Below are 19,998 nucleotides of genomic sequence, written 5' to 3'. Positions count from 1 at the left end.
CCCAGCATGAGCGACGATTTCAACATGTCCATGCGCAAATTTCTCAAACAGGTCGGTGTGACCTCGCAGCAAGCCATCGAAGAGGCCATGCGCGACGCCGGTGATACCACCGGCCAGACCTACACCGCCAAGGTGGTCCTCACAGTGGACGGTCTTGATCTGGAACATGTGGTGACGGGCCAGATCACCGGCCGTGCGGACGGATAATCACGCATGAGCCTGACACGCGATGACGTTTTAAGCGTCCTGAAAACGGTCACTGACCCTGTGACCGAGACCGACATCATGGCCGCAGGGCTGGTCAAGGCGCTGACGGTGAGCGACACCGGCGACGTGCGTTTCGTGATCGAAATCCCGCCGTCGCAGGCCAAGCTTTATAGCGAGGTGCAGGCGGTAGCGGAAAATGCTGTGACTGCAATACCGGGTGTCGGCAAGGTTTCTGTGGTGATGACGGCCCACAGCACGCCGTCCGCCCCGCCCGATCTCAAACCTCAGAAATCCGCGCCGACCGGTCCGCAACAGATCCCGGGCATCGACAGGATCATCGCCATTGCGTCGGGCAAGGGTGGCGTTGGCAAATCCACCGTAGCCTCCAACATAGCCTGCGCGTTGGTGGCCGAAGGGCGGCGTGTCGGGCTCCTGGATGCGGATGTCTACGGGCCGTCGCAGCCGCGCATGCTGGGGGTTTCCGGGCGTCCGGCCTCCCCCGACGGCAAAACGATTTTGCCCATGCGCAACTTTGGCGTGACCATGATGTCAATCGGACTGATGACCAACGACGATCAGGCGGTTGTCTGGCGCGGCCCGATGCTGATGGGGGCGCTGCAGCAGATGATGACACAGGTGCAATGGGGTGCACTGGACGTGCTGATCGTTGACCTGCCACCCGGCACAGGTGATGTGCAGATGACGCTCGCGCAAAAGGCGCAGGTCGACGGGGCCATCGTGGTCTCCACGCCACAGGACGTCGCCCTGATGGATGCGCGCAAGGGCATTGACATGTTCAACCAGCTTGGCACGCCCATTCTGGGCATGATCGAAAACATGTCGACGCATATCTGTTCGAACTGCGGTCACGAAGAACATGTCTTCGGACATGGTGGCGTGGCCACTGAAGCCGAAAAGCTGGGCGTGCCGCTGCTGGCAGAAATCCCGTTACATCTGGACATTCGACTGGCCGCAGACGGCGGCGCACCCATTGTCGTCTCCAAACCCGACAGTCCGCAGGCGGAGGCGTTCCGCCACGTGGCCCGCGCCCTGATTGCTGACGGAAAAGCATGAGCGGACCGGGGTTTCCGCCGCTCTTTCAGGGGCTTGCAACGGCGGGTGCCGATCCGGTCGCCATCGCATGTACCGAGGCACGCCGGGGCTGCGATGCGGGCCTTGTGACCTATGACATCGGGCTGGACAGTCTGCGCGCGGCCATTGTCTTTGCCCCCGAGGTCCCTCTGCGCAAGGCCATGATCATGCTGCCGAACTGCGGTATTGGGTTTCAGAATGCACTGGGTGCGCTGGCCCCTCCCGAAGTTTCAGTACATCTGGAATGGCAGGGGGACATCCGCGTCAACGGCGCCAGTTGCGGCGCCCTGACCATCGCCGCATCACCCGTCGATGCCGACGCGGAGCCGGACTGGCTGGTGGTTGGCCTGACGCTGCCGCTTTGGTCCGACGGAGCGGAGACGGGAGAGACGCCCGACAGGACCACGCTTGCCGATGAGGGATGCAGCGAGGTTGACCCAACCGATTTGCTGGAGGCTTGGGTACGTCACACATTGGTCTGGATCAACCGCTGGGACGAAGAAGGCGTCAAACCGGTGCACAGTGAATGGACGGGTCTGGCCCACGGCATGGGCGAAACCGTTTCGCAGGGCGGCAGAACCGGCAAATTCCTCGGCATTGACGAAAATTTCGGATTGTTGTTGCAGCAGAACGATCAGACAATGATCATACCGATCACCGATACCTTGACGGAGGCTCCATGAAACTGGCGCGCGCCATTCATTTCGACGACAGCGACACCCGCGTGTTTCACAGCCCGGCGCGCACCGGTGAATGGTGCATATCCGGTGGGTTTGAGTTCTCGAACTGGTCGGAAGGAGATCTGACCGGCAAGGCCAAACAGGCCTTCACGAATGGCTGGATGGGGGTCGAGACCTTTGGCCGCGCGAGCTTTGTGGCGGTCACGCAGATCGAAGAGATCGAACGCGACGCGCTGGCCACCGCCCTCGCCCAGCATTTCGTGGACATCTATGGCGCACCCTCCGTCGAGGCCGCCATGGGCGTGGCCATGGAAGAGATCACCCAGATGGCCGCGCTTTGCGAAGATCAGGAGTTCAACACGCTGCTGACGGTAACGCGCGAACTCACAGAGGCAGGTGTGAAAGAGAGCTACCGCATGATCGAGCCACAAGACGCCGGGATCGAACAATTCGCGATCCACGGGTCACTGGATGACGAGCCACACCAGCATTAGGATCATTCCGGTTTGGCGTTGAAGGTAAAGAGCGTCTCGCCGTTGATGGTGTAGCCGTTGATAAGCTCTGCGGCGCGGGGGCTGGTCAGCCACGCCTCTAATTTGACGGCCAGATCGTTTTGCACATGCGGGTGCTTTTCCGGGTTCACCGCCAAAAACGCGTATTGGTTGAAAAGCGCTGCATCACCGGCATAAAGCAGCGTCAGATTAGCCTTGTTACCAAAATTCAGCCAGCTTGCACGGTCCGCCAGAATATAGGCGTCAAGGCCAGCGGCTGTGTTCAGGCTCGCGCCCATGCCTGCGCCCACTTCGCGGTACCACGCGGCAAATGTCGCGGGGTCGAAATCTGCGGCCCGCCAAAGGGCGATTTCCTTCTTGTGTGTTCCGCTGTCATCGCCACGGCTGACAAAGGCGGGTTTTGTCACGCCGACGCGCTTTAGCGCCTCGGCTACCGACCGGGCCTTACCAACCCCCGCAGGGTCATCCTTGGGACCGATGAGCACGAAATCATTGTACATGATCTCGCGCCGGTAGGTGCCATGCTTCTCTGCCACAAATGCCTCTTCTGCGGCGCGCGAATGCACCAGGATTGCGTCAACATCACCCGCCCGGCCCAAACGCAGCGCTTGCCCGGTGCCGACAACCAGCAGCTGCACATCCAGATCAATATCTTCCTTGATCGCAGGCAACAGGACATCCGCGAGACCGGAATTTTCAAAGGAGGTTGTTACCGCCAGCCGGATTTCATCCGCCAATGTTGCGGTGCCCAGAAAAACGGTGCTCACGAGGGCAAAAACCCGTGCGATCATGCGATGATATCTCCTCTGAAAAAAGCCTGAAGCTCGTCTGTCTTTGGTGCGTTGAAAAAATCCTCCGCCGAACCTTTCTCATGCACCACGCCATGCAACATGAAGAGTGCACTATCTGCAAGGCGTCTGGCTTGACCCAGATCATGTGTGGTCATGATAATGCGTGTTTTTTCGGCGAGCGCGTTTTGCAGCAGGGTTTCGATTTCACGGGTGGAGGCCCCATCGAGATTGGCGCAGGGTTCATCCAGAAACAGCACGTCCGGTTTGCGGATCAGAGCGCGCGCGATCGCCAGTTTCTGTTTTTCGCCACCGGAGAGGCGCGTGGCCTGAAGGCCGGTGCGTTCTTCCAACCCGATCCGCGCGATCCAGCGGCCCACACGGGTTTCCACTTCAGCTTTAGGCAGGCCCAGCAAGTGCAACGGATACCGCAGATTATCCGCAACCGACCGGCGCAGCATGATCGGTGTTTGGAAAACATAGGCCTGCCGATGGCGCGCCGCGTCTTCGGTGACGGACCATTCAACATGACCCTTGCTGAGACGCTCCACCCCGTGCATCACCCGCAAAAGCGTCGTCTTGCCGCTGCCGTTCGGGCCGATGATCATGGTCAGACCGGCCTCACCCAGCGTCAGATTGACCGGCCCCAGCAGGCGCTTGCCACGCCTCCGCACGGCCACATCGGTCAGGGTCAGGGGCAGGATGGTGCTCACCAGCGGCCCTCCCGTTCCGTGCGCGAGAGCCAGTGGATGCAAATGTTGATGCCAATGGCCAAGGCGATCAATACGAACCCCAGCGCCAGTGCCAGCGCAAAATCACCCTTGCCGGTCTCCAGCGCAATCGCGGTGGTCAGCACGCGGGTGGCGTTGTCGATATTGCCGCCCACGATCATGATCGCACCGACCTCACCAATGGCCCGACCAAAGCCTGCCAGCGAGGCAGTCAGCAGGTTGCGACGCCCGTCCCAGATGAGGGTCTTTATCCGTTGCCAGGCACTGGTGTTGAGCGAAATCAGCAGGTCGTGATATTCCGCCCAAAGCTCCCGCATCGCCTGATGGGTGATCGAGGCAATCAGCGGCGTGATGATCACCACCTGCGCAATGATCATGGCCGTCGGCGTAAAAAGCAGACCGAACACGCCAAAAGGTCCCGAGCGTGACAGCAGAATATAGACGATCAGCCCCACGACCACCGGGGGCAGGCCCATCAGCGCATTCAAGAGCGAAATCACCAGCCGTCTGTAGCGGAACCGCCGGATCGCCAGAAACGTCCCCAGCGGCAAGGCAATGGCCGAGGCAATGACCAGCGCCGTCAGGCTGACCTGCAGCGAGCGCAGACTGATCTCCATCAGGTCTGCATCAAACGTGACAACCAGCCAGAACGCGGAAACCAGCCCTTCGTAGATATCATTCATATGTCAGGCCGGTGCATGTGCCACGCGTTCAAATCTCAGTTGCACCGTCCTAGGACATGCCTGTGCCTTGCGCAATCGGGTCAGACCAATTCCGCATCTGTCATGATTTCCACAAGTGCCGGGCCCTTGTGATCCAGCGCATCGCGGATGGCGGCCTCGATATCGCCCGCCTCGGTCACTTTGACGCCGTGGCCGCCGCAAAGCCGGGCAAAAGCGGCAAAGCCGGGATTTTGCAGATCGGTCTCCCAGACCGGCCATTCACCGGAGCGCTGTTCCTTGGAGATTTTGCCGAGCTCGCCGTTATGGAGAAGGATATGGGTGATATCCATGCCGTATTTGACCGCCGTGGTGAATTCCATCGGGTATTGGCCAAAACCACCATCGCCGGAGATCGACACAACCTTGCAGCCTTTGAGACCCTCTTTGTCCTGTGTGGCGGCCCAAGCCCCCATCGCAGCAGGTAGCCCGAACCCGATGGAGCCGAGATAGCCCGACATCAGCACCCGCTGGCTCCCCTTGGTCTCCAGATAGCGGCCAAAGGAATAGGTGTTGTTGCCCACATCCACCGCAAAGATCGTGTTGTCAGGCACCAGCCGCCCGAGGGTTTCGAAGATGGCAAAGGAATGGATACCACGGCCCAGATCCTCTTGCAGGCGCTGCTGTTTTTCGCGCCGCCAGATGTCCCAGCGGTCGGCCAGTTCGGTGATCTGATCATCCGCCTGAGAATTATGACAATCGGTGCGCCCGATGGCGTCACAAAACGCGCCCACATCGCCCCAGATCGGCAGGGCGACGGGGTGGAACTTGCCCAGCTGCATGCGTTCGTGATCGACCTGAATGATCTCCTTGCTGCGCTCGATACCCGTGTGGTTGGAGAAGCTGGTGCCCAGAGCGATGATCAGGTCCGCTTCGTTCATGAACCAGCTTGCAATCGGCGTCCCGGACCGCCCCAGCACCCCGCCCGCACATTTGTGATCATCGGGCAGAAGCCCCTTTGCCTTGAAGGTCGTCAGCACGGGTGTGCCAAGGTTTTCGGCCAGCGCCGCGATCTCATCGCGCACCGGATAGGCCCCGTGACCCACAACAATGATCGGACGTTTCGCACTTTTGATTTTCGCGGCGGCCTTGTCGATCTCACTTTGGGCCGGGATCACCGGCGCGGCTGTCACACGGCCCTCCGGAGCGCTCGCCGGTTGGTCAGAGGGGTTGGTTTGCACATCGTCAGGGAAAATCAGATGGGCCACATTCTGTTCAACAATTGCGGTCTTGCAGGCAAGGGCGGCCAGTTCCGCGTGGTTGGAGCTGCCCAGAACCGGCTGCGAGAAACTGGTCACAGCCTGAAACGCGGACAAAAGATCAATGTCCTGAAACGCCCCCGGCCCCATTACCTGGGTCTGCACCTGACCGGTCAGCGCCAGCACCGGCGCGCGGTCCACCTTGGCATCCCACAGACCGGTGAGCAGGTTGGTGGCCCCCGGTCCTGCAATGGTCAGACAGGCCGCAGGCGTTCCGGTCAGCTTGCCATAGGCGGATGCGGCAAAGGCCGCCGCCCCTTCGTGACGGATGCCGAAATATTTCATCCGCCCGTCACCCACCGCCAGCCGGATCGCATCGGACAGACCCAGATTGGAATGCCCCACCATGCCGAAAACCGATTGCACACCCCAGTTCGACAGGGTTTCCACCATCACATCCGTGACTGTGCGTTCGTGCGGCGGCTCTGGCACGATGCCCACAAAAATCTCGCCATCGCGGATGTCCACCGGATACATCTGCTGACCGGTGTCTTCATGTCCTCCCGGCGGTTTGCCGGTCAAAGGGTCAAAATCCCACCCATGCCAGGGGCAGCGAATCCAGCATTTGTCGTCAATGCCTTTTTCGATGGAGCCTTCGCCCAGAGGGCCGCGCTGGTGCGGGCAATGGTTGTTCATCGCTGCCCATTGGCCGTCGAAATGCACCAGACAGACCGATGTTGTGCGCGCTGTGACGGTTTTTACCCGCCCTTCGGGGAGATCGTCGATATGGCCAACACTGATCCAGTCAAGGGTTTCATCCGTCATTGGGTTCTCCTGCATCGGTTGGCGTCGTGAAATAGTCATAGAGTTTCTGGGCAAGGGTCAGCACGGCGAAACACCCCAGCGCCCAGATCAGCAGCTCAAACGGAGCCGCGTCGGTGCCGCGCAGCCAGACGCTGAGCAGATCCCCCTGTGGCCGCAGTGCCTGTTGCCCGAACAACCCGTCCCGCGACCAAAGCGACAGAATCCAGAAACGCGACAGGTAAAACATGATCAGGGCGAGGAGTGCGACGATGACAATCATGAAAGCACGGCGCATTATTCCAGTACCTCCAGCGTCTCGGGGTCCAGGCGCAGCACCAGCAAATCGCCGCGCCGCTCCACGTCCCCCTCCAGAGAGACAAACTGCGCCACATAGTCATAGGCGCCTTGGGGCAGCGGGCCGCCGTCAGGGCCAGTGATCAGCAGAAACTCCGACCCTTCCACCGGCTGCGTCGAGACAAAAACCGGCGGCACGCCGCCAATCAGGCAGAGGTTGGCGCAGGCTTTATGCGCCAGCCCACGCCCGGGACGCATGGCGCCCGCAAGGCATTTGCCATCGCAAATCTCTCCTGCCAGCTTCCAGCGGCCCAGAGGTTCGGTCACCAGTTCAGGGGCCGCACCCTCCACCGGGCCCAGCCCGTTGCGCCCGCCGCGCAACTGCAACATGTCGAGATCACCGCGTTGCAGAATGACACCGGACACCTTGGCCAGTTTCCCCTCCAGCGGAATCGCGCGGTTTTCGACGCTATTCTTGCCCTGCCCAGCCAGCATCAGCGTATGGCCTGCTTTGATCCGGTCGTTGCCTTCGGTCACGCGCAGCAGCGGATAGGGCGTCAATTCCACAACGCCGGTTACCGTCTGACGACCGTAGTCGAACCGGAACGCGCCATCGCCCGGATCGTCCTGCGCCACCCCAAGCGCCAGACCGAAACCCGCCAGCCCGGAGATGAACAACACGCAGACAGCCAGCAAGATACCGCGCAACGGACCCGGCACAGGCAGGTATCCCACAAAAAACGGTGCGTGTTTGTCACTCATGCCACCGCCTCCTGCTTGGGGGCCACCAGCGGTTCGACATAGGTGCCGGGCGGATTTGCCTTAGGATCAACCAAGACCTTGGTTCCTTCGAGTTTGAGGTTGTAGGTCGGCACCATCTCGGTGAAAGGCGCAGGCGACCGGCCAGAGGACACCTCGTATTGAAACCCGTGCCATGGGCAGGTCACCAGACAATCAATAATTTTGCCTTCGCCGAGCGGGCCGTTTTGATGCGCACAGGCGTTGGAGATGGCGCTGAGGGTCCCGTCGTTGAGATAGACCGCCACACGCTCGCCATTTGCCAAAAGCTTGATCTTGGCGAAGCCTTCGGTCATCTCGGTGACTTCGCAAACCGGCACCCAGGCCCCGGCATCAGCCGCCAGCATCTGGTCTGCCCGGCGTTCATGCAGCGCTGCCAGCAAGTGCAGAATGCCGACCGCCGCCGCCCCACCAATGAAAATCACCGTAAAGACGTGGTTCTGCTGGTCCTGCAATATCCCCAGCGACACATGGGCGACAACCGACAGATAGGCCGGATAGATGAGGTAATGAATGCGCTTCCACACCGGCGGGCTGAGGAATTTCATCCAGAAATCATGACTTGTGGCCGCCAGCACGATCAGCACGATCAGCGCAAAAATGCCAAAAACTTCAAAGGGGAAACCCGAAAGCTGGCCATAGCTGGTGTTGGCAAAAAGCAGGGCTTCGTATTTATCCGACATCGAAAAGGCGAAATACCAGTCCAGAATATACCCCGCATGGGTGATCGCCACAAAGACCGTCATCACCCCGAAATGGCGACGGTTGTAGAGCAGCGGCAAAAACCGTTTGTCCAGCCGCGCAAGCGGGCCGATGCACAGGATCACTGTGAGCATGGTGAAAGCACAGGCCCCAAAGGCGCGCGCGTTGTGAACCTGCGGGTTGATCGGGCGCTCATGGCTTAGAATGCCCGGCGAGGCATAGAGGAAAACATAGAGAAACAGCGCCACGCCCAGCAGCATCACCGCGTCGTAGATGTATTTGTTGTTGTTCCATTGAACGGGGGTGTATTTGACGCTCATTGGCTGACCTCCGTCGGGGCCGACAGGCGTTCGGGGGCGATCTCTGCAGGCCATTGCTGGCGGATGCTGAGCCCGGTGACGATGATCGCGCAGATGCCGATGGGCAATATCCACCCGACGGCAAAATGCGCCTTGCGCGGCGGGTCATAGCGGCGCGCCCAGACCTCGCGGCCGGTCTCGTAGAGATACCAGCGCCAGAGCACCAGCGGCCAGATGGCCAGAATGCCGGGGATCAACAGCGGCCGGAAAATATAGGCGTCCTGTGCATCCTCGTCGATGCGGTCCATGCCGAAGGTCAGAAAGACCGCCGCGACCAGCGCCCCGATGGTCCCCCAAATGCGCAGACCCATCAGGATGATTTCCGCCTGGTTCATGCGGCACCTCCAAAGGCAACCCCGGAGATTTCGGCCATGTCCTTCTTCCAGGTGGTCAGATCGCTGTGGGTGAATTGCGACAGATGGGTGTGCCCGCAGGCGCGCGCCATCACTTGCATCAGTTCCACCGAAGCGTCAAAGAAATTGGCCAGTTGCCGCGCTGATTTATCCACGATGATCCGGCTGACCAGATGCGGTTTCTGCGTCGCGATCCCCACCGGGCAGTTATTGGTATGGCACGCGCGCATGGCCAGACAGCCAATAGCCTGCATCGCAGAATTGGAGAGTGCAATCGCATCCGCCCCCAATGCCATCGCCTTGATGAAATCCGCCGGTTTGCGCAAGCCCCCGGTGATGACCAGCGAGACGTCGTTGCGCTCCAGCCTGTCGAGATGCGCCCGCGCGCGGGCCAGCGCCGGGATCGTCGGGACGGAGATATTGTCGCGGAAAATCACCGGTGCCGCCCCGGTGCCGCCCCCGCGCCCGTCAAGGATGATGTAATCGACACCCACCTGAAGGGCGGCGTCTATGTCCTTTTCGATATGTTGCGCGCTGAGCTTGTAGCCTATGGGAATACCCCCCGTCCGGTCGCGCACCTCATCGGCAAAATCCTTGATCTGTGCGGGGTCGGTCCAATCGGGAAAGCGCGGCGGCGAAATGGCGTCCTGCCCTTCGTCGAGGCTGCGCACCTTGGCGATCTTGCCTTTGACCTTGGCCCCCGGCAGATGGCCGCCGGTGCCGGTTTTGGCCCCCTGCCCGCCCTTGAAGTGAAACGCCTGCACCTTGTCCAGCTTGTCCCAGCTGAACCCGAAGCGCGCGGAGGCCAGTTCGTAGAAGTAGCGCGAATTGGCTTCCTGCTCTTCGGGCAACATGCCGCCCTCACCGGAACAGATGCCCGTCCCGGCCATTTCAGCACCCATCGCCAGCGCCACCTTGGCCGGTTCCGACAAGGCCCCGAAAGACATGTCCGAGACAAAGAGAGGGATTTTCAGGCGTAGCGGTTTTTGTGCGTTGGGCCCGATCACCACATCGGTGCCCACCGGTTCATCATCCAGCAGCGGTGCCTTGGCCAATTGCGCTGTCAGAAGCTGGATGTCATCCCAATCAGGCAGTTCCGCGCGCAACACACCCATGGCGTCCACCACACCGTGATGGCCGGTCTTGCTGAGACCGTCCCGCGCATATTGCTGGATCAACCCGGTATAGGGCTCACCAGTATCGCCATGGCTGGGGTCGGCATAAAGACCAAGATAGGCGTCCCGGTTATAGGGTTGCGGATTGTCATACCCCCATTGGTTGATCTCATCCGCATCAACCATAACCTCGCCATCTTCGATCCAGGATTTGAACTTTGGCAATGCCTCGTCGTTGGCATAAGACGACACACCGCTGTCGAGCCGGTAGTCCCAATCATGCACCCCGCAGATCAGATCCTTGCCGCGCACGTGGCCGTCCGCCATCAGCGCCCCTCGGTGCAGACATCGTCCGTAGAAAACCGACACCTCCTCGTCAAACCGCACGACCACCAGATCGACTTCGCCTATAATTGCATATTGTGGATCACGGTCAGGCAAAGTGCTCAAGGTCGCAACGGGTGTTGGGGTCATAGGGATCTTCTTCCTTGCTTTGGCATTCGCCGCACTGCTGGGACGTTTTGGACGTTCTTCGAGTTATGTCACCGCAAGGTGCGACAAATCAACTTAGCAAGCCAAATCACAATTTGCCCAGATCATGCGAAAACGGTGAATTTCCCGCATTTGTTGTTTTCTGACGTCAGTGGTGATGAGCCCATTAACACGTTGGTTTTCTTGGATGATGGCCTGTCCGGTCCCCGCAACACCGGGGCAACCATCAGTTTTCCAGGTTTCCCGACGTCAAGGCACCCCCTTTGACCGCGCGGACGCCGGCACGAATGATGGCAACCACAGTCAGCACCGTAAGCGACCAGAAAAACCAGGTGATGGGCCCGCGCACCAGGATCAGCGGATCGCTGCCCGACATCAGCATCGACTGGCGGAAGTTGTCCTCCAGCAAGGGCCCCAGAATAAAGGCGATCAGGAAGGGGGCCGCAGGAATATGGTAGCGCACCATCAGATAGCCGACCCAGCCCATGACAAACATCACGCCCACGTCAAAGATATTGTTGTTCACCGCAAAGACGCCGTAGATGCACAGCACAAGGACCGCCGGGATCAGGATGCGTTTGGGAATATCCGCCACATATTTGAACCCCCGGATGGCAACCGAGCCGATCAGGAACAAAAAGGCGGAACTGACGATCAGACCGATGAACAGACCGTAAATGATGTCCACGTTGAGGATGAACATCATCGGCCCGGGTTGCAGGCCGTGGATCATGAAGGCCCCGATGATGATCGCTGTGATCACATCCCCCGGCACACCAAGCGCCAGCAAAGGGATCAGGGTAGCGCCCGCCACACCATTGTTGCCCGCCTCGGAAGCGGCGACGCCCTCGATCTCTCCCTTGCCGAAATTCTCCTTGTTTTTTGACGTACGGCGCGCTTCGGAATAGCTCAGAAAGGCCGATGGGGCAGCACCGATGCCGGGGATTGAGCCCAGAAAAACGCCGATGAAACTGCCCCGCACGATGGATTTGAAACTGCGCCGGTAGTCGGCGAAACTGACCCAGTTCTTGCCCAGCGAGCGCGCCTTGCCGACATGTGCCGTGGGATGCCAGACCATCGCCAGAATTTCCGGGATCGCAAAAAGCCCGATCAGCACAGCGATAAAATTGAGACCGCCCATCATGTTGGGATCGCCAAAGGTAAACCGGTTGGTGCCATAGACCAGATCCAACCCGATGGTCGCCAGCAAGAGCCCCAGAAGCGCGGAGAGCGCGCCGCGCAACAGGCTGTCACCCGACACACCCGCGATGATCGTGAGTGAAAACAGGATCAGCGTGAAAAATTCCGGTGGGCCGAAACTCAGCGCAAAAGAGGCCAGCCAGCCAGCAAAGAGGATCAGCGACAGGTTGGAGATGACATCCGCCGTGCAGGACGCCCAAAGCGCCATGCCCAATGCGCGGCCCGCCTCACCTTTTTCGGCCATCGGGTAGCCGTCCAGAATGGTTGCCGATGACGCGGGCGTGCCCGGTGTCTTGATCAGGATGGCGGGAATGGAGCCGCCGAATATCCCGCCCTTGTAAACACCCAGGAGCAGCAGGATGCCGGTAATGGGCTGCATCGCAAAGGTGAAGGGCAGCGTGAGCGCCACGGCCATGGTCGCCGACATCCCCGGAATGGCACCGCCAATAACCCCAACCGCCACTCCGATAAACAGCGCCAGAAAGGATTCGATGTTGCCGACAAGGCTGAGACCTGCAGCGAGACTGTCGAGAAAGCTCATGGCAGCCTCAGATAATTGCCCTGCGGGATTGCCACCCCGGCCACATGGGCAAAAAACGCATAGAGCACCAGCGGAATGATCACCGCGCAGATCAAGGCGGTGACCGGATGTCTTGTGCGCACCAGAAAGGCCGACGCGGCAAAGACCAGCATGGAGGTCAGCACCATGCCCAGGCGCGGCAGCAGGAACATGGTGACCCCCATGATGACCGCCATGCCCGCCAGCCGCATCCAGGCAGCCTTTGCATCCTCATCGGGGCCGTCCAGGGGCGCACCATCGGGTGCCATGCGCATTCCGGAAAACACCAGCCCCAGACCCGTCAGCCCGGTGAAGCCCGCCAGCGCATAAGGCCAAAAAAGCGGTGACAGGATCACATTGCCCACATTGCTGGGCGATGAGACCCATGCAGGAATGGCATAAAGGGTCAGAAACAGGGCCGCGATCAATGCGCCGGTCCCCAATCGCAGCTGCACCTGTCGCTCAGTCATGCACTCCCCCCTCGCCCTTTTTCCGGGTCTTGCAAAAAACGCCGGACCTCCAGTGGCCCGGCGTTTTTCGTGATTTCAAAGCAGGGCGTTGACCCTAGCCTTCAATTCTCATGCCTAATTCGTCAACCAGTTTCCGGAACGTGTTGTACTGTCTTTCGATAAAGGCATTGGCATCTTCGGGGGACATCAACTCGATCACCGACCCCCGTTCGGTCATTTTCGAAAGGAACCCTTCGTCCTTGGTGGCCGTGGCCATCCAGGCGCCCCATTTGTCGGCAACATCATCCGGCAACCCGTCTGGCCCCGCGATGCCGGTCCAGCCAACCAATTGATGCAAGGCGGGTTTACCCAGATCCGCCGCCGTGGGCACATCGAACCCCGCGACAGGTTCCGCGGTGGTCACCATCAAAGGCACAAGCTGCTTGTTCGCGACAAAACCGGAAATGGCCGAGGAATTTGTGCACAGGAACGTGGCGGTGCCGTTCAAAACCGCCGTGGCAGCCGCCCCGCCGCCCTTTTGCGGAATATGGGTGGTCTGCGTCAAAGGTTCTTCGACGCCGAATTCCTTCAGCACCATCACAGCGGCCAGATGCAGCAGCGAGCCGACACCCGAGGACGAATAGGTCACGCCGCCCTCATTCACCTTTGCTACCAGATCGTCCATGGAGGTAATGCCCGAGGACGGGCTGACAGCGCAGGCCACCGGGTTGATCTCATAGACAGTGACGAAGCGGAAATCATCCAGACCGTAGGGCAAGGTCGCTTTCATCGCCGGGTTGACGGAATGCGAGCCAACGCGGGCGAAAAGCATGGTGTAGCCGTCTTCCTTGGCGTTCTGGACAGCCACGGAGCCGGTCGCCCCGCCGGCACCGGTGACATTCGCCATGACCAGCGGTTTGCCCACAGCCGCTCCCAGCGGTTCCGCAATCGTGCGTGCGGAGATATCCGTCGCCCCGCCCGCACCGTAAGGAATGACCATGTTGATCGGCCGCTCCGGATATTCGGCGAACGCTGCCCCCGCCAGCCCCAGGCTTAACGCACAAACCGCGCTCATCGTTTTCATTGACATCATATTCTCCCCGTTGGATTTACCTGTTGACGCCGCACGAAACCTGCCGTGGACGCTCTTGCACAATTGGTATCGTTAAGACATGCTTTAAAGAAGTAATAATATATTACAAATTCCGTTAGCAATGCTAACATTAAAGGCCGAAAACCATGTCCATCCGCATCCTGCGCACGCTTATTGCGGTGCATGACCATAAAACCTTCAGTGCCGCTGCGGATGCGGTTTTTGTCACCCACGCCGCGGTCAGCCAACAAATGCGCACCCTGGAGGAAAACTGGGGCATTCAGCTTTTTGATCGCAGCAGACGCACGCCGGAACTCACACCGCTCGGACGCGCGCTGGTGGCCAAGGCCAGGGAAGTGGTGCGCGCTTACGACCAGATGCTGCCCTCCGTTCTGGGTGAAACCGGTGTCAGCGGGGAGGTCGCTCTCGGCGCACTGCCGACCACACTCACGACCCTCATTCCCTCGGCAATTTCCATGCTTGTCGCGGCCTTCCCCCAGGTGCATGTACGGCTTTTCCCGGGGTTGACTCTGCAATTGATCTCACAACTGGAGCGCGGCGCATTGGATGCGGTGCTGGTCTCGCGCCCGCAGCTTTTGCCCGCAGGCGTCGAATTTCTTGAAGTCGCCGAAGAACCGTTGCAATTGCTGGCCTCCATGGACACCAAAAGTGACGATCCCTTTGAACTGATCGCCACACATCCATTCATCCGGTTCAATCGCGAAGCGGTGGTCGGCCACATGATCGAAAGCTGGCTGCAAAACAAAAACATCCGCGTCAATGAAGCGATGGAACTGGACGGTTTGGAGGCCATCTCCAGCATGGTCTATGCCAATCTCGGCGTGGCCATCGCCCCCAAACGGTCGGTGTTGCCCAATAACCCGCTGCCGCTCAAACGCCTGTCGCTGGGGGATGACGCGCCTATTCGCAGGTTGGGTCTGCTTTACCCGCGCGACACCGCACACGGGCGCGTTTTGTCCGAGCTGCACAGCGTCTGCCTGCGCGCCGTCGCCAAGGGCGCTTTTGGTGATGCGAAAATAGTCAATGACGTCTGAACAGATCCTCTATCTGGTGATTGGCTCCATTGCCGGTGGTTTTATCAATGGATTAGCTGCGTTCGGCACTTCCTTGTTTGCGCTTGGTTTTTTCCTGACGGTCATGCCCGCGCTGGAAGCGGTCGCGATCATTGTGGTCATTTCCGTCACCAGCGGGCTACAAGGATTGTGGATCGTGCGAAAATCCATTGCTGCCAACCCCAGACGGCTGGCCAGGTTTCTCATGCCAGCCATTTTGGGCATTCCATTGGGCATCGCCTCGCTCAAACAGATCGACGCATCGGTTCTGAAACTTCTGATCGCGTTTTTCCTGATCCTTTACGGCGGATTTTTCACGCTCAGACGAAACCTGCCGAAAATTGACCATCCCACGCCCCTCATTGATTGCGTGGTCGGGTTCTTCGCGGGCATCCTTGGTGGCGCCGCATCGCTGTCCGGCGCGCTGCCCACCATGTGGTGCGCGATGCGCGCCTGGCCAAAGGTGGAAACCCGCGCGGTACTGCAACCTTTCAACGTCACGGTCTTGTCGCTAACGGCCGTGCTGCTGGCGCTCAATGGCGCGTATCAACCCCGCACCTTGTGGTTTCTCTGCATCGCGATCCCGACCGCGATGATCTCCGCCCAACTGGGTATTTTCGTCTTCCGGCAACTGAGCGACAGCGCTTTCAGGCGGTTACTGATCGCGATCTGTTTTGTCTCCGGCGCTGTGTTGCTGGCGCGCGAACTGCTGTAAGCCGTTAGCCGATGACCTCATCCGAACGATCATCCGTCTCACCGTAGCGTTTGAGCACAGCCGGTTTTGTGCCTTCGTAAACGCGGTCGAGGTTTTTGACGATCTTGGCGTTTTCGCGCTCAAACAGACACTCGCCCTGCATATTGGAGGCGACGATAAACGGCCCCATCCGGCGTGCGCGGATCACCCACATGGCCTGCGCGATGCCAAGCTCTTCGTGCCAGTGAACGGCCTCAACCGTCTCAACCCCCCGGCCCAGTAGCGCGCCGGTGCCATAGCCGACGGTAGAGAGGTATACGGCCCCGTTCGGCACAAAATACTCTTTGTAGTCCTTTGAGGACATGCCGCCTTTGCCGATGATCAGGCGCGCACCGGTTCTGGCCATCCATTCCGGCAACCATTTGGCAAAGCGGAAACTCGCCGTGGCCGTCACCGCCCCCAGATCGAACGAACCATCCTCCCGGATCACCGCTGCGGGCGAACAATGGAAATTGGCGGCACTTTGGGAGGGCAGTTCCATGGGGATGTTGGCCTGATCCTCCAGCGCCCGCATGTAGACCCCTTCGCGCGCCGTGTAGATCAGCCCGTCCAGATAGACGATATCGCCCAGACGCAGATCGGCGATGGCCTCGGCTGTGGGGGTGGTCGACAGGGTCACTTCGCGTATCTTCATTCCGCCGCCTCCAGACCCATTTCCCATTCGATACCCTCGCGGCGCTGATAAGCGGTGAACCAATCGGGATCCGTGCGGTGCTCCACCCGACCGTCCGGAAAAATGCGCGCCACCGCGCGACGCGACGAGAGACAAAACGCATGCACGGACATCTGCATGCCGCCCGTATGGCAGTAGCCTACTTCAATATTGCAGTCTATCACCATGTTTTTGCCGACAAATCCCATGGCCCCCATGCCGATGGAGTTCCCCAGCTCCTTGAAGTCATCCTCCATCGCGGCAATCTTCGGGTCGGAATTCCGGCTACCCACGGTGCGCAGCACTGACGCGCGTTTGCCCAGCACCATGCAGGTGTCTTTCGACCCGCCAAGCCCGATCCCGATGATCGCAGGCTGGCACGCCAACCCGCGTTTGCCGAAAGCCACCAGACTGTCGAGGTAGAACCGTTTGATCCCCTGAATACCGTCCGACGGGAAGAGCATCCGGTAATCCGTGCCGAAAAGCCCGCCCTTATGCACGGTGATCAGATCAATCCATTCCCCCTGGGGTTCAAACCCATATTCAATCTCAGGCGCACCAATCCCGACGTTATTGTTATGATCCGTCCGCCAGAGCGGATGCACCCGGTTGGGTCTGAGCGGCACGCCCGTGGTTGCATTGGCCGTGGCACGGCGCAATGCGGCCTCCAGCGCCACCGGTCCGCCCTCGATCCGCGCCTCATTGCCCATTTTCACATACCAGCGCGGCACGCCCGTATCCCCGCACATGGCGCGCCGATCCTCCTTGGCGGCCTCGTAATTCTCCAGCATCGCTTGCAAAACAAAGGACGACAGATCGCCATCTTCGGTTTTTGCGGCCGCCTTCAGCCCGTCCAGATAATCCTGCGGGATTTCGATGGCTGCCTTATCCATCAGGGTTTCGGCGGTTTGTTGTATCAGATGAATGGGGATCATTGCGCAGCCACCAGTGTTTCGGGTTCGCCTTCGGGCAGGATGGTCTCGCCCGGTCGAACAATGGAAAAATCGACAGGTTCGCGGGTCACGTCCACATCCGCGCCGTCTTGCCGGGCGATGGTGAAATAGGACGCAGCCAAGTCGCCCGTTTCGGGGAAATCCTCGCGGAAATGTGCCCCGCGCGAGTTTTCGCGGGCAAGCCCCGCCTTGGCGATCACTTTGGAGATATCGCACAGGCTCGCCATGTTCAGCCAGTCGTGCCAGGTCAGGTTGAAGGCTAAATTGCCCGGAGCGACGCCGACCTGCATCAGATCATCCTCGATGGTGGCAATCCGCTCCAGCCCGCGCTGCATGCCACTGGCCGTGCGCATGACACCGACATCCTCCCACATGGCCTCCTGCAACCGGTTCCGCAAAGGCTGCACCAGATCGGGTTTACGGCTCAGCGGATGCACAGCGCGGGCATATTCTGCCGCAAGAACCGCCTCATCCGGATCTCGCAGGTTGCCCATCGTGCGAATATCCCGCCCCATCGTGTCGCCCGCGATCCCGCCATAGACGGTGGAATTGGCCACGCCGTTGCCGCCCAACCGGTTCGACCCATGCGCACCGCCCGCATCTTCGCCGGCCACATAGAGGCCCTCAAGTGCGGTGCGCGTATCCACATCCACAACCACGCCCCCCATGAAATAATGCGCCGTCGGCACCACCTTGACCAGCCCACCGGCCAGATCAAAGCCGCTGTCCTCACAACGCCTGACCATGCCCTTGAATTTCCGGCGCACATTGTCCGGGCCCAGATGCGCCATGGAGATGAACATCCCCACCTGACCCGGGTCATTGCTTTTGCGCATCTCCGCGTAGATGCCGCGGCTGACCACATCGCGCGTGGCCCGCTCGCCTTTGACGTCATAATCGAACATAAAGCGCTGTCCGGCGGCATTCAGCAATTGCCCACCCGCGCCGCGCAGCCCCTCTTCAAGCACCGTGCCGGTCATACGGCTGTGCGCGCCCGCCAGCAGCCCCGTCGGGTGAAACTGCACCATCTCCATATCCCGCAGCGGCAGGCCCGCGCGCAGCGCCATGGCCAGCCCGTCCATCGTCTTGTCGCCGCTGGGGGTGTGATACTTGTACATGGTCGGCCCACCGCCCGTGGCCATCAGCACCGTCTTGGCCCGCACAAACCGAAACCCGCCGGTGCGCATGTCGATCATCAGAACACCGGCCAGCGCACTACCATCTTTTGTCGGGATCAGACCGATGGCGCGATGTTCCTGCAGTTTCTCCACCGGTCGGCTCAGCACCTGTTCCATCAACCGGTTGATGATCTCGATGCCCGTCAGATCGCCCTTGTGCACGGTGCGGTCCGCCGTCTGCCCGGCAAAGGCCTTTTGATGCAAACTGCCATCGGGGTTGCGGTCAAAAAAGCAGCCGATCTCGTTTTCCAACTCGCGAATGCGCACCACAGCCTGTTCACAAAGCCGCCAGGCCATGTCCTGATTGGGCAGCCATTTACCGCCCTCAATCGTGTCCATGAAATGACGCGCCACTGTATCGCCGCCACCAAGTGCGACGTTGTAGCCGCCCTGCACCATCCGGGTACAGCCGCATTTGCCAATCAACCCTTTTACGGCAATGGTGATCTTAGTGCCTTCGGGCGCGGCTTGCTGTGCATGAAGGGCGGCAAAAAGCCCTGCGCCGCCGGTGCCGAGGATCAGAATATCCGTGTCATGCCGTTCGATGGTTCCTGTCATCGCTCATACCACCTGTAGGAAAAACGTACCCGAAATCACAAATGCGACCCCCAGGGCCCCGGCCGCAAGGGTTTTCTGAGGCGCTGACCAGGGCAGCCATTCCATCGCCATCAACCGCAAGCCGCCAAATATGTGCACAGCCAGCAGGAAAATCAGCCCGAACTCCGCCAGTTTCACCAATGGCTGATCGGCAAAATTCAGAAAGGCGTCCAGACGTTCGGGCTGGGTCAGGGCCAGCGACAAGACCCAGAAATGCAGCGGCAGGAAAAGCGCCAGCGCCAGCCCGGACACACGGTGCAGCACATAGGCCAGCCACAAAGGATGCACGCGCGCCACTCTCATGGCAGGCCCACCGGCCAGGTCACGGCGATCACGGCCTTTGACCCCATGACAAAAAGCCCCAAACCGACACCCCAGGTCAACGCGGCAAGCCGGGTGCCCGTCATCCCGGTCCATTCGTGCAGGATGACGCGCAATCCGATGGCAGCGTGGACGGCGACCGCCAGAACAAAACTGCCGTAAAACAAAAACCAAAAGACCGAACCCTGCGTCCGTCCCAAAATCTCCGCCGCCGACAAGCCGCCCTGCACGGCGTAGATTATCACAGCGATATGGCCCAGCGTCAGCGGGGCCATGATCAACGCGGTGATCCGTTGCAGCATATAAAGGCGCAGATCAAGCATC

23 protein-coding genes are annotated in these 19,998 nt (G+C 60.1%); 6 read left to right on the top strand and 17 right to left on the bottom strand.

Features of this window, described 5'->3' with window-relative positions; genetic code table 11:
• Positions 1-6 precede the first annotated feature (6 nt).
• From Q0802_RS09800 to Q0802_RS09785, 4 genes are read left to right on the top strand one after another with little or no spacing between them, the layout of a single operon-like run.
• On the top strand, positions 7-207 hold the full coding sequence (locus Q0802_RS09800) for a DUF6494 family protein (RefSeq protein ID WP_298917195.1): 201 nt from the start codon (positions 7-9) through the stop codon (positions 205-207).
• A gap of 6 nt (positions 208-213) precedes the next feature.
• Complete coding sequence (locus tag Q0802_RS09795; RefSeq protein WP_298917193.1) at positions 214-1,281, top strand: Mrp/NBP35 family ATP-binding protein; 1,068 nt, start codon at positions 214-216, stop codon at positions 1,279-1,281.
• Positions 1,278-1,982 carry a biotin/lipoate--protein ligase family protein gene (locus tag Q0802_RS09790; RefSeq protein WP_298917190.1) on the top strand — a complete coding sequence of 235 codons (705 nt, stop codon included), beginning with the start codon at positions 1,278-1,280 and terminating at the stop codon, positions 1,980-1,982. Before Q0802_RS09795 ends, Q0802_RS09790 begins: the two co-directional genes overlap by 4 nt.
• The gene (locus Q0802_RS09785; RefSeq protein ID WP_298917187.1) at positions 1,979-2,473 is read left to right on the top strand and encodes a DUF6505 family protein; all 495 of its coding nucleotides are present in this window, start codon (positions 1,979-1,981) and stop codon (positions 2,471-2,473) included. The genes Q0802_RS09790 and Q0802_RS09785 overlap by 4 nt, the downstream gene beginning before the upstream one ends.
• A 2-nt stretch (positions 2,474-2,475) precedes the next feature.
• On the opposite strand, the gene Q0802_RS09780 is transcribed toward Q0802_RS09785, so the two are convergent.
• The 12 genes from Q0802_RS09780 to Q0802_RS09725 form a co-directional block, all read right to left on the bottom strand.
• Positions 2,476-3,282, bottom strand: a complete 807-nt coding sequence (locus tag Q0802_RS09780) for a substrate-binding domain-containing protein (protein WP_298917184.1) — start codon at positions 3,280-3,282, stop codon at positions 2,476-2,478.
• On the bottom strand, positions 3,279-3,995 hold the full coding sequence (locus Q0802_RS09775; protein WP_298917829.1) for an ATP-binding cassette domain-containing protein: 717 nt from the start codon (positions 3,993-3,995) through the stop codon (positions 3,279-3,281). The genes Q0802_RS09780 and Q0802_RS09775 overlap by 4 nt, the downstream gene beginning before the upstream one ends.
• Positions 3,989-4,693: an ABC transporter permease gene (locus tag Q0802_RS09770; protein ID WP_298917180.1), complete on the bottom strand. Its 705-nt coding sequence runs from the start codon at positions 4,691-4,693 to the stop codon at positions 3,989-3,991. Before Q0802_RS09770 ends, Q0802_RS09775 begins: the two co-directional genes overlap by 7 nt.
• A gap of 80 nt (positions 4,694-4,773) precedes the next feature.
• The gene (locus Q0802_RS09765) at positions 4,774-6,753 is read right to left on the bottom strand and encodes a thiamine pyrophosphate-binding protein (protein ID WP_298917179.1); all 1,980 of its coding nucleotides are present in this window, start codon (positions 6,751-6,753) and stop codon (positions 4,774-4,776) included.
• Positions 6,743-7,027 (bottom strand): hypothetical protein, encoded by a 285-nt coding sequence (locus Q0802_RS09760; RefSeq protein ID WP_298917177.1) that lies wholly within the window; start codon positions 7,025-7,027, stop codon positions 6,743-6,745. Before Q0802_RS09760 ends, Q0802_RS09765 begins: the two co-directional genes overlap by 11 nt.
• Positions 7,027-7,788, bottom strand: coding sequence for a hypothetical protein (locus Q0802_RS09755; protein WP_298917175.1), 762 nt, complete (start codon positions 7,786-7,788; stop codon positions 7,027-7,029). The genes Q0802_RS09760 and Q0802_RS09755 overlap by 1 nt, the downstream gene beginning before the upstream one ends.
• Positions 7,785-8,846: a Rieske 2Fe-2S domain-containing protein gene (locus Q0802_RS09750; protein ID WP_298917174.1), complete on the bottom strand. Its 1,062-nt coding sequence runs from the start codon at positions 8,844-8,846 to the stop codon at positions 7,785-7,787. The genes Q0802_RS09755 and Q0802_RS09750 overlap by 4 nt, the downstream gene beginning before the upstream one ends.
• A complete protein-coding gene (locus Q0802_RS09745) occupies positions 8,843-9,220 on the bottom strand; it encodes a hypothetical protein (RefSeq protein ID WP_298917172.1) in 378 nt (125 codons plus the stop codon). The genes Q0802_RS09750 and Q0802_RS09745 overlap by 4 nt, the downstream gene beginning before the upstream one ends.
• On the bottom strand, positions 9,217-10,827 hold the full coding sequence (locus Q0802_RS09740; RefSeq protein WP_298917171.1) for a glutamate synthase-related protein: 1,611 nt from the start codon (positions 10,825-10,827) through the stop codon (positions 9,217-9,219). The genes Q0802_RS09745 and Q0802_RS09740 overlap by 4 nt, the downstream gene beginning before the upstream one ends.
• 244 nt (positions 10,828-11,071) lie before the next feature.
• Entirely contained in the window at positions 11,072-12,586 is a 1,515-nt protein-coding gene (locus tag Q0802_RS09735) for a tripartite tricarboxylate transporter permease (RefSeq protein ID WP_298917169.1), read from the bottom strand.
• Entirely contained in the window at positions 12,583-13,074 is a 492-nt protein-coding gene (locus Q0802_RS09730; RefSeq protein ID WP_298917166.1) for a tripartite tricarboxylate transporter TctB family protein, read from the bottom strand. Before Q0802_RS09730 ends, Q0802_RS09735 begins: the two co-directional genes overlap by 4 nt.
• 94 nt (positions 13,075-13,168) lie before the next feature.
• On the bottom strand, positions 13,169-14,143 hold the full coding sequence (locus Q0802_RS09725) for a tripartite tricarboxylate transporter substrate binding protein (protein ID WP_298917163.1): 975 nt from the start codon (positions 14,141-14,143) through the stop codon (positions 13,169-13,171).
• 149 nt (positions 14,144-14,292) lie between these two features.
• On the opposite strand from Q0802_RS09725, the gene Q0802_RS09720 reads away from it, so the two are divergent.
• Together Q0802_RS09720 and Q0802_RS09715 are read left to right on the top strand one after the other, a co-directional pair.
• On the top strand, positions 14,293-15,201 hold the full coding sequence (locus Q0802_RS09720) for a LysR family transcriptional regulator (protein ID WP_298917161.1): 909 nt from the start codon (positions 14,293-14,295) through the stop codon (positions 15,199-15,201).
• Entirely contained in the window at positions 15,191-15,934 is a 744-nt protein-coding gene (locus tag Q0802_RS09715; RefSeq protein ID WP_298917158.1) for a sulfite exporter TauE/SafE family protein, read from the top strand. Before Q0802_RS09720 ends, Q0802_RS09715 begins: the two co-directional genes overlap by 11 nt.
• 4 nt (positions 15,935-15,938) lie before the next feature.
• On the opposite strand, the gene Q0802_RS09710 is transcribed toward Q0802_RS09715, so the two are convergent.
• From Q0802_RS09710 to Q0802_RS09690, 5 genes are read right to left on the bottom strand one after another with little or no spacing between them, the layout of a single operon-like run.
• Positions 15,939-16,607 carry a fumarate hydratase C-terminal domain-containing protein gene (locus Q0802_RS09710; protein WP_298917155.1) on the bottom strand — a complete coding sequence of 223 codons (669 nt, stop codon included), beginning with the start codon at positions 16,605-16,607 and terminating at the stop codon, positions 15,939-15,941.
• Positions 16,604-17,560 carry a fumarate hydratase gene (locus Q0802_RS09705; RefSeq protein WP_298917152.1) on the bottom strand — a complete coding sequence of 319 codons (957 nt, stop codon included), beginning with the start codon at positions 17,558-17,560 and terminating at the stop codon, positions 16,604-16,606. Before Q0802_RS09705 ends, Q0802_RS09710 begins: the two co-directional genes overlap by 4 nt.
• Positions 17,557-19,314, bottom strand: coding sequence for an FAD-binding protein (locus Q0802_RS09700; RefSeq protein ID WP_298917150.1), 1,758 nt, complete (start codon positions 19,312-19,314; stop codon positions 17,557-17,559). The genes Q0802_RS09705 and Q0802_RS09700 overlap by 4 nt, the downstream gene beginning before the upstream one ends.
• A gap of 3 nt (positions 19,315-19,317) precedes the next feature.
• The gene (gene sdhC / locus Q0802_RS09695; protein WP_298917147.1) at positions 19,318-19,656 is read right to left on the bottom strand and encodes a succinate dehydrogenase, cytochrome b556 subunit; all 339 of its coding nucleotides are present in this window, start codon (positions 19,654-19,656) and stop codon (positions 19,318-19,320) included.
• Complete coding sequence (locus Q0802_RS09690) at positions 19,653-19,997, bottom strand: succinate dehydrogenase (RefSeq protein ID WP_298917144.1); 345 nt, start codon at positions 19,995-19,997, stop codon at positions 19,653-19,655. The genes sdhC and Q0802_RS09690 overlap by 4 nt, the downstream gene beginning before the upstream one ends.
• Position 19,998 lies beyond the last annotated feature (1 nt).

Origin of the sequence: uncultured Roseobacter sp., from assembly GCF_947495275.1 — a bacterium.
In the GTDB taxonomy this organism is placed as follows: Bacteria; Pseudomonadota; Alphaproteobacteria; order Rhodobacterales; family Rhodobacteraceae; genus Roseobacter.
The sequence above is the reverse complement of the archived record's forward strand: the minus strand, read 5'-3'. Positions and strand labels throughout refer to the sequence as shown.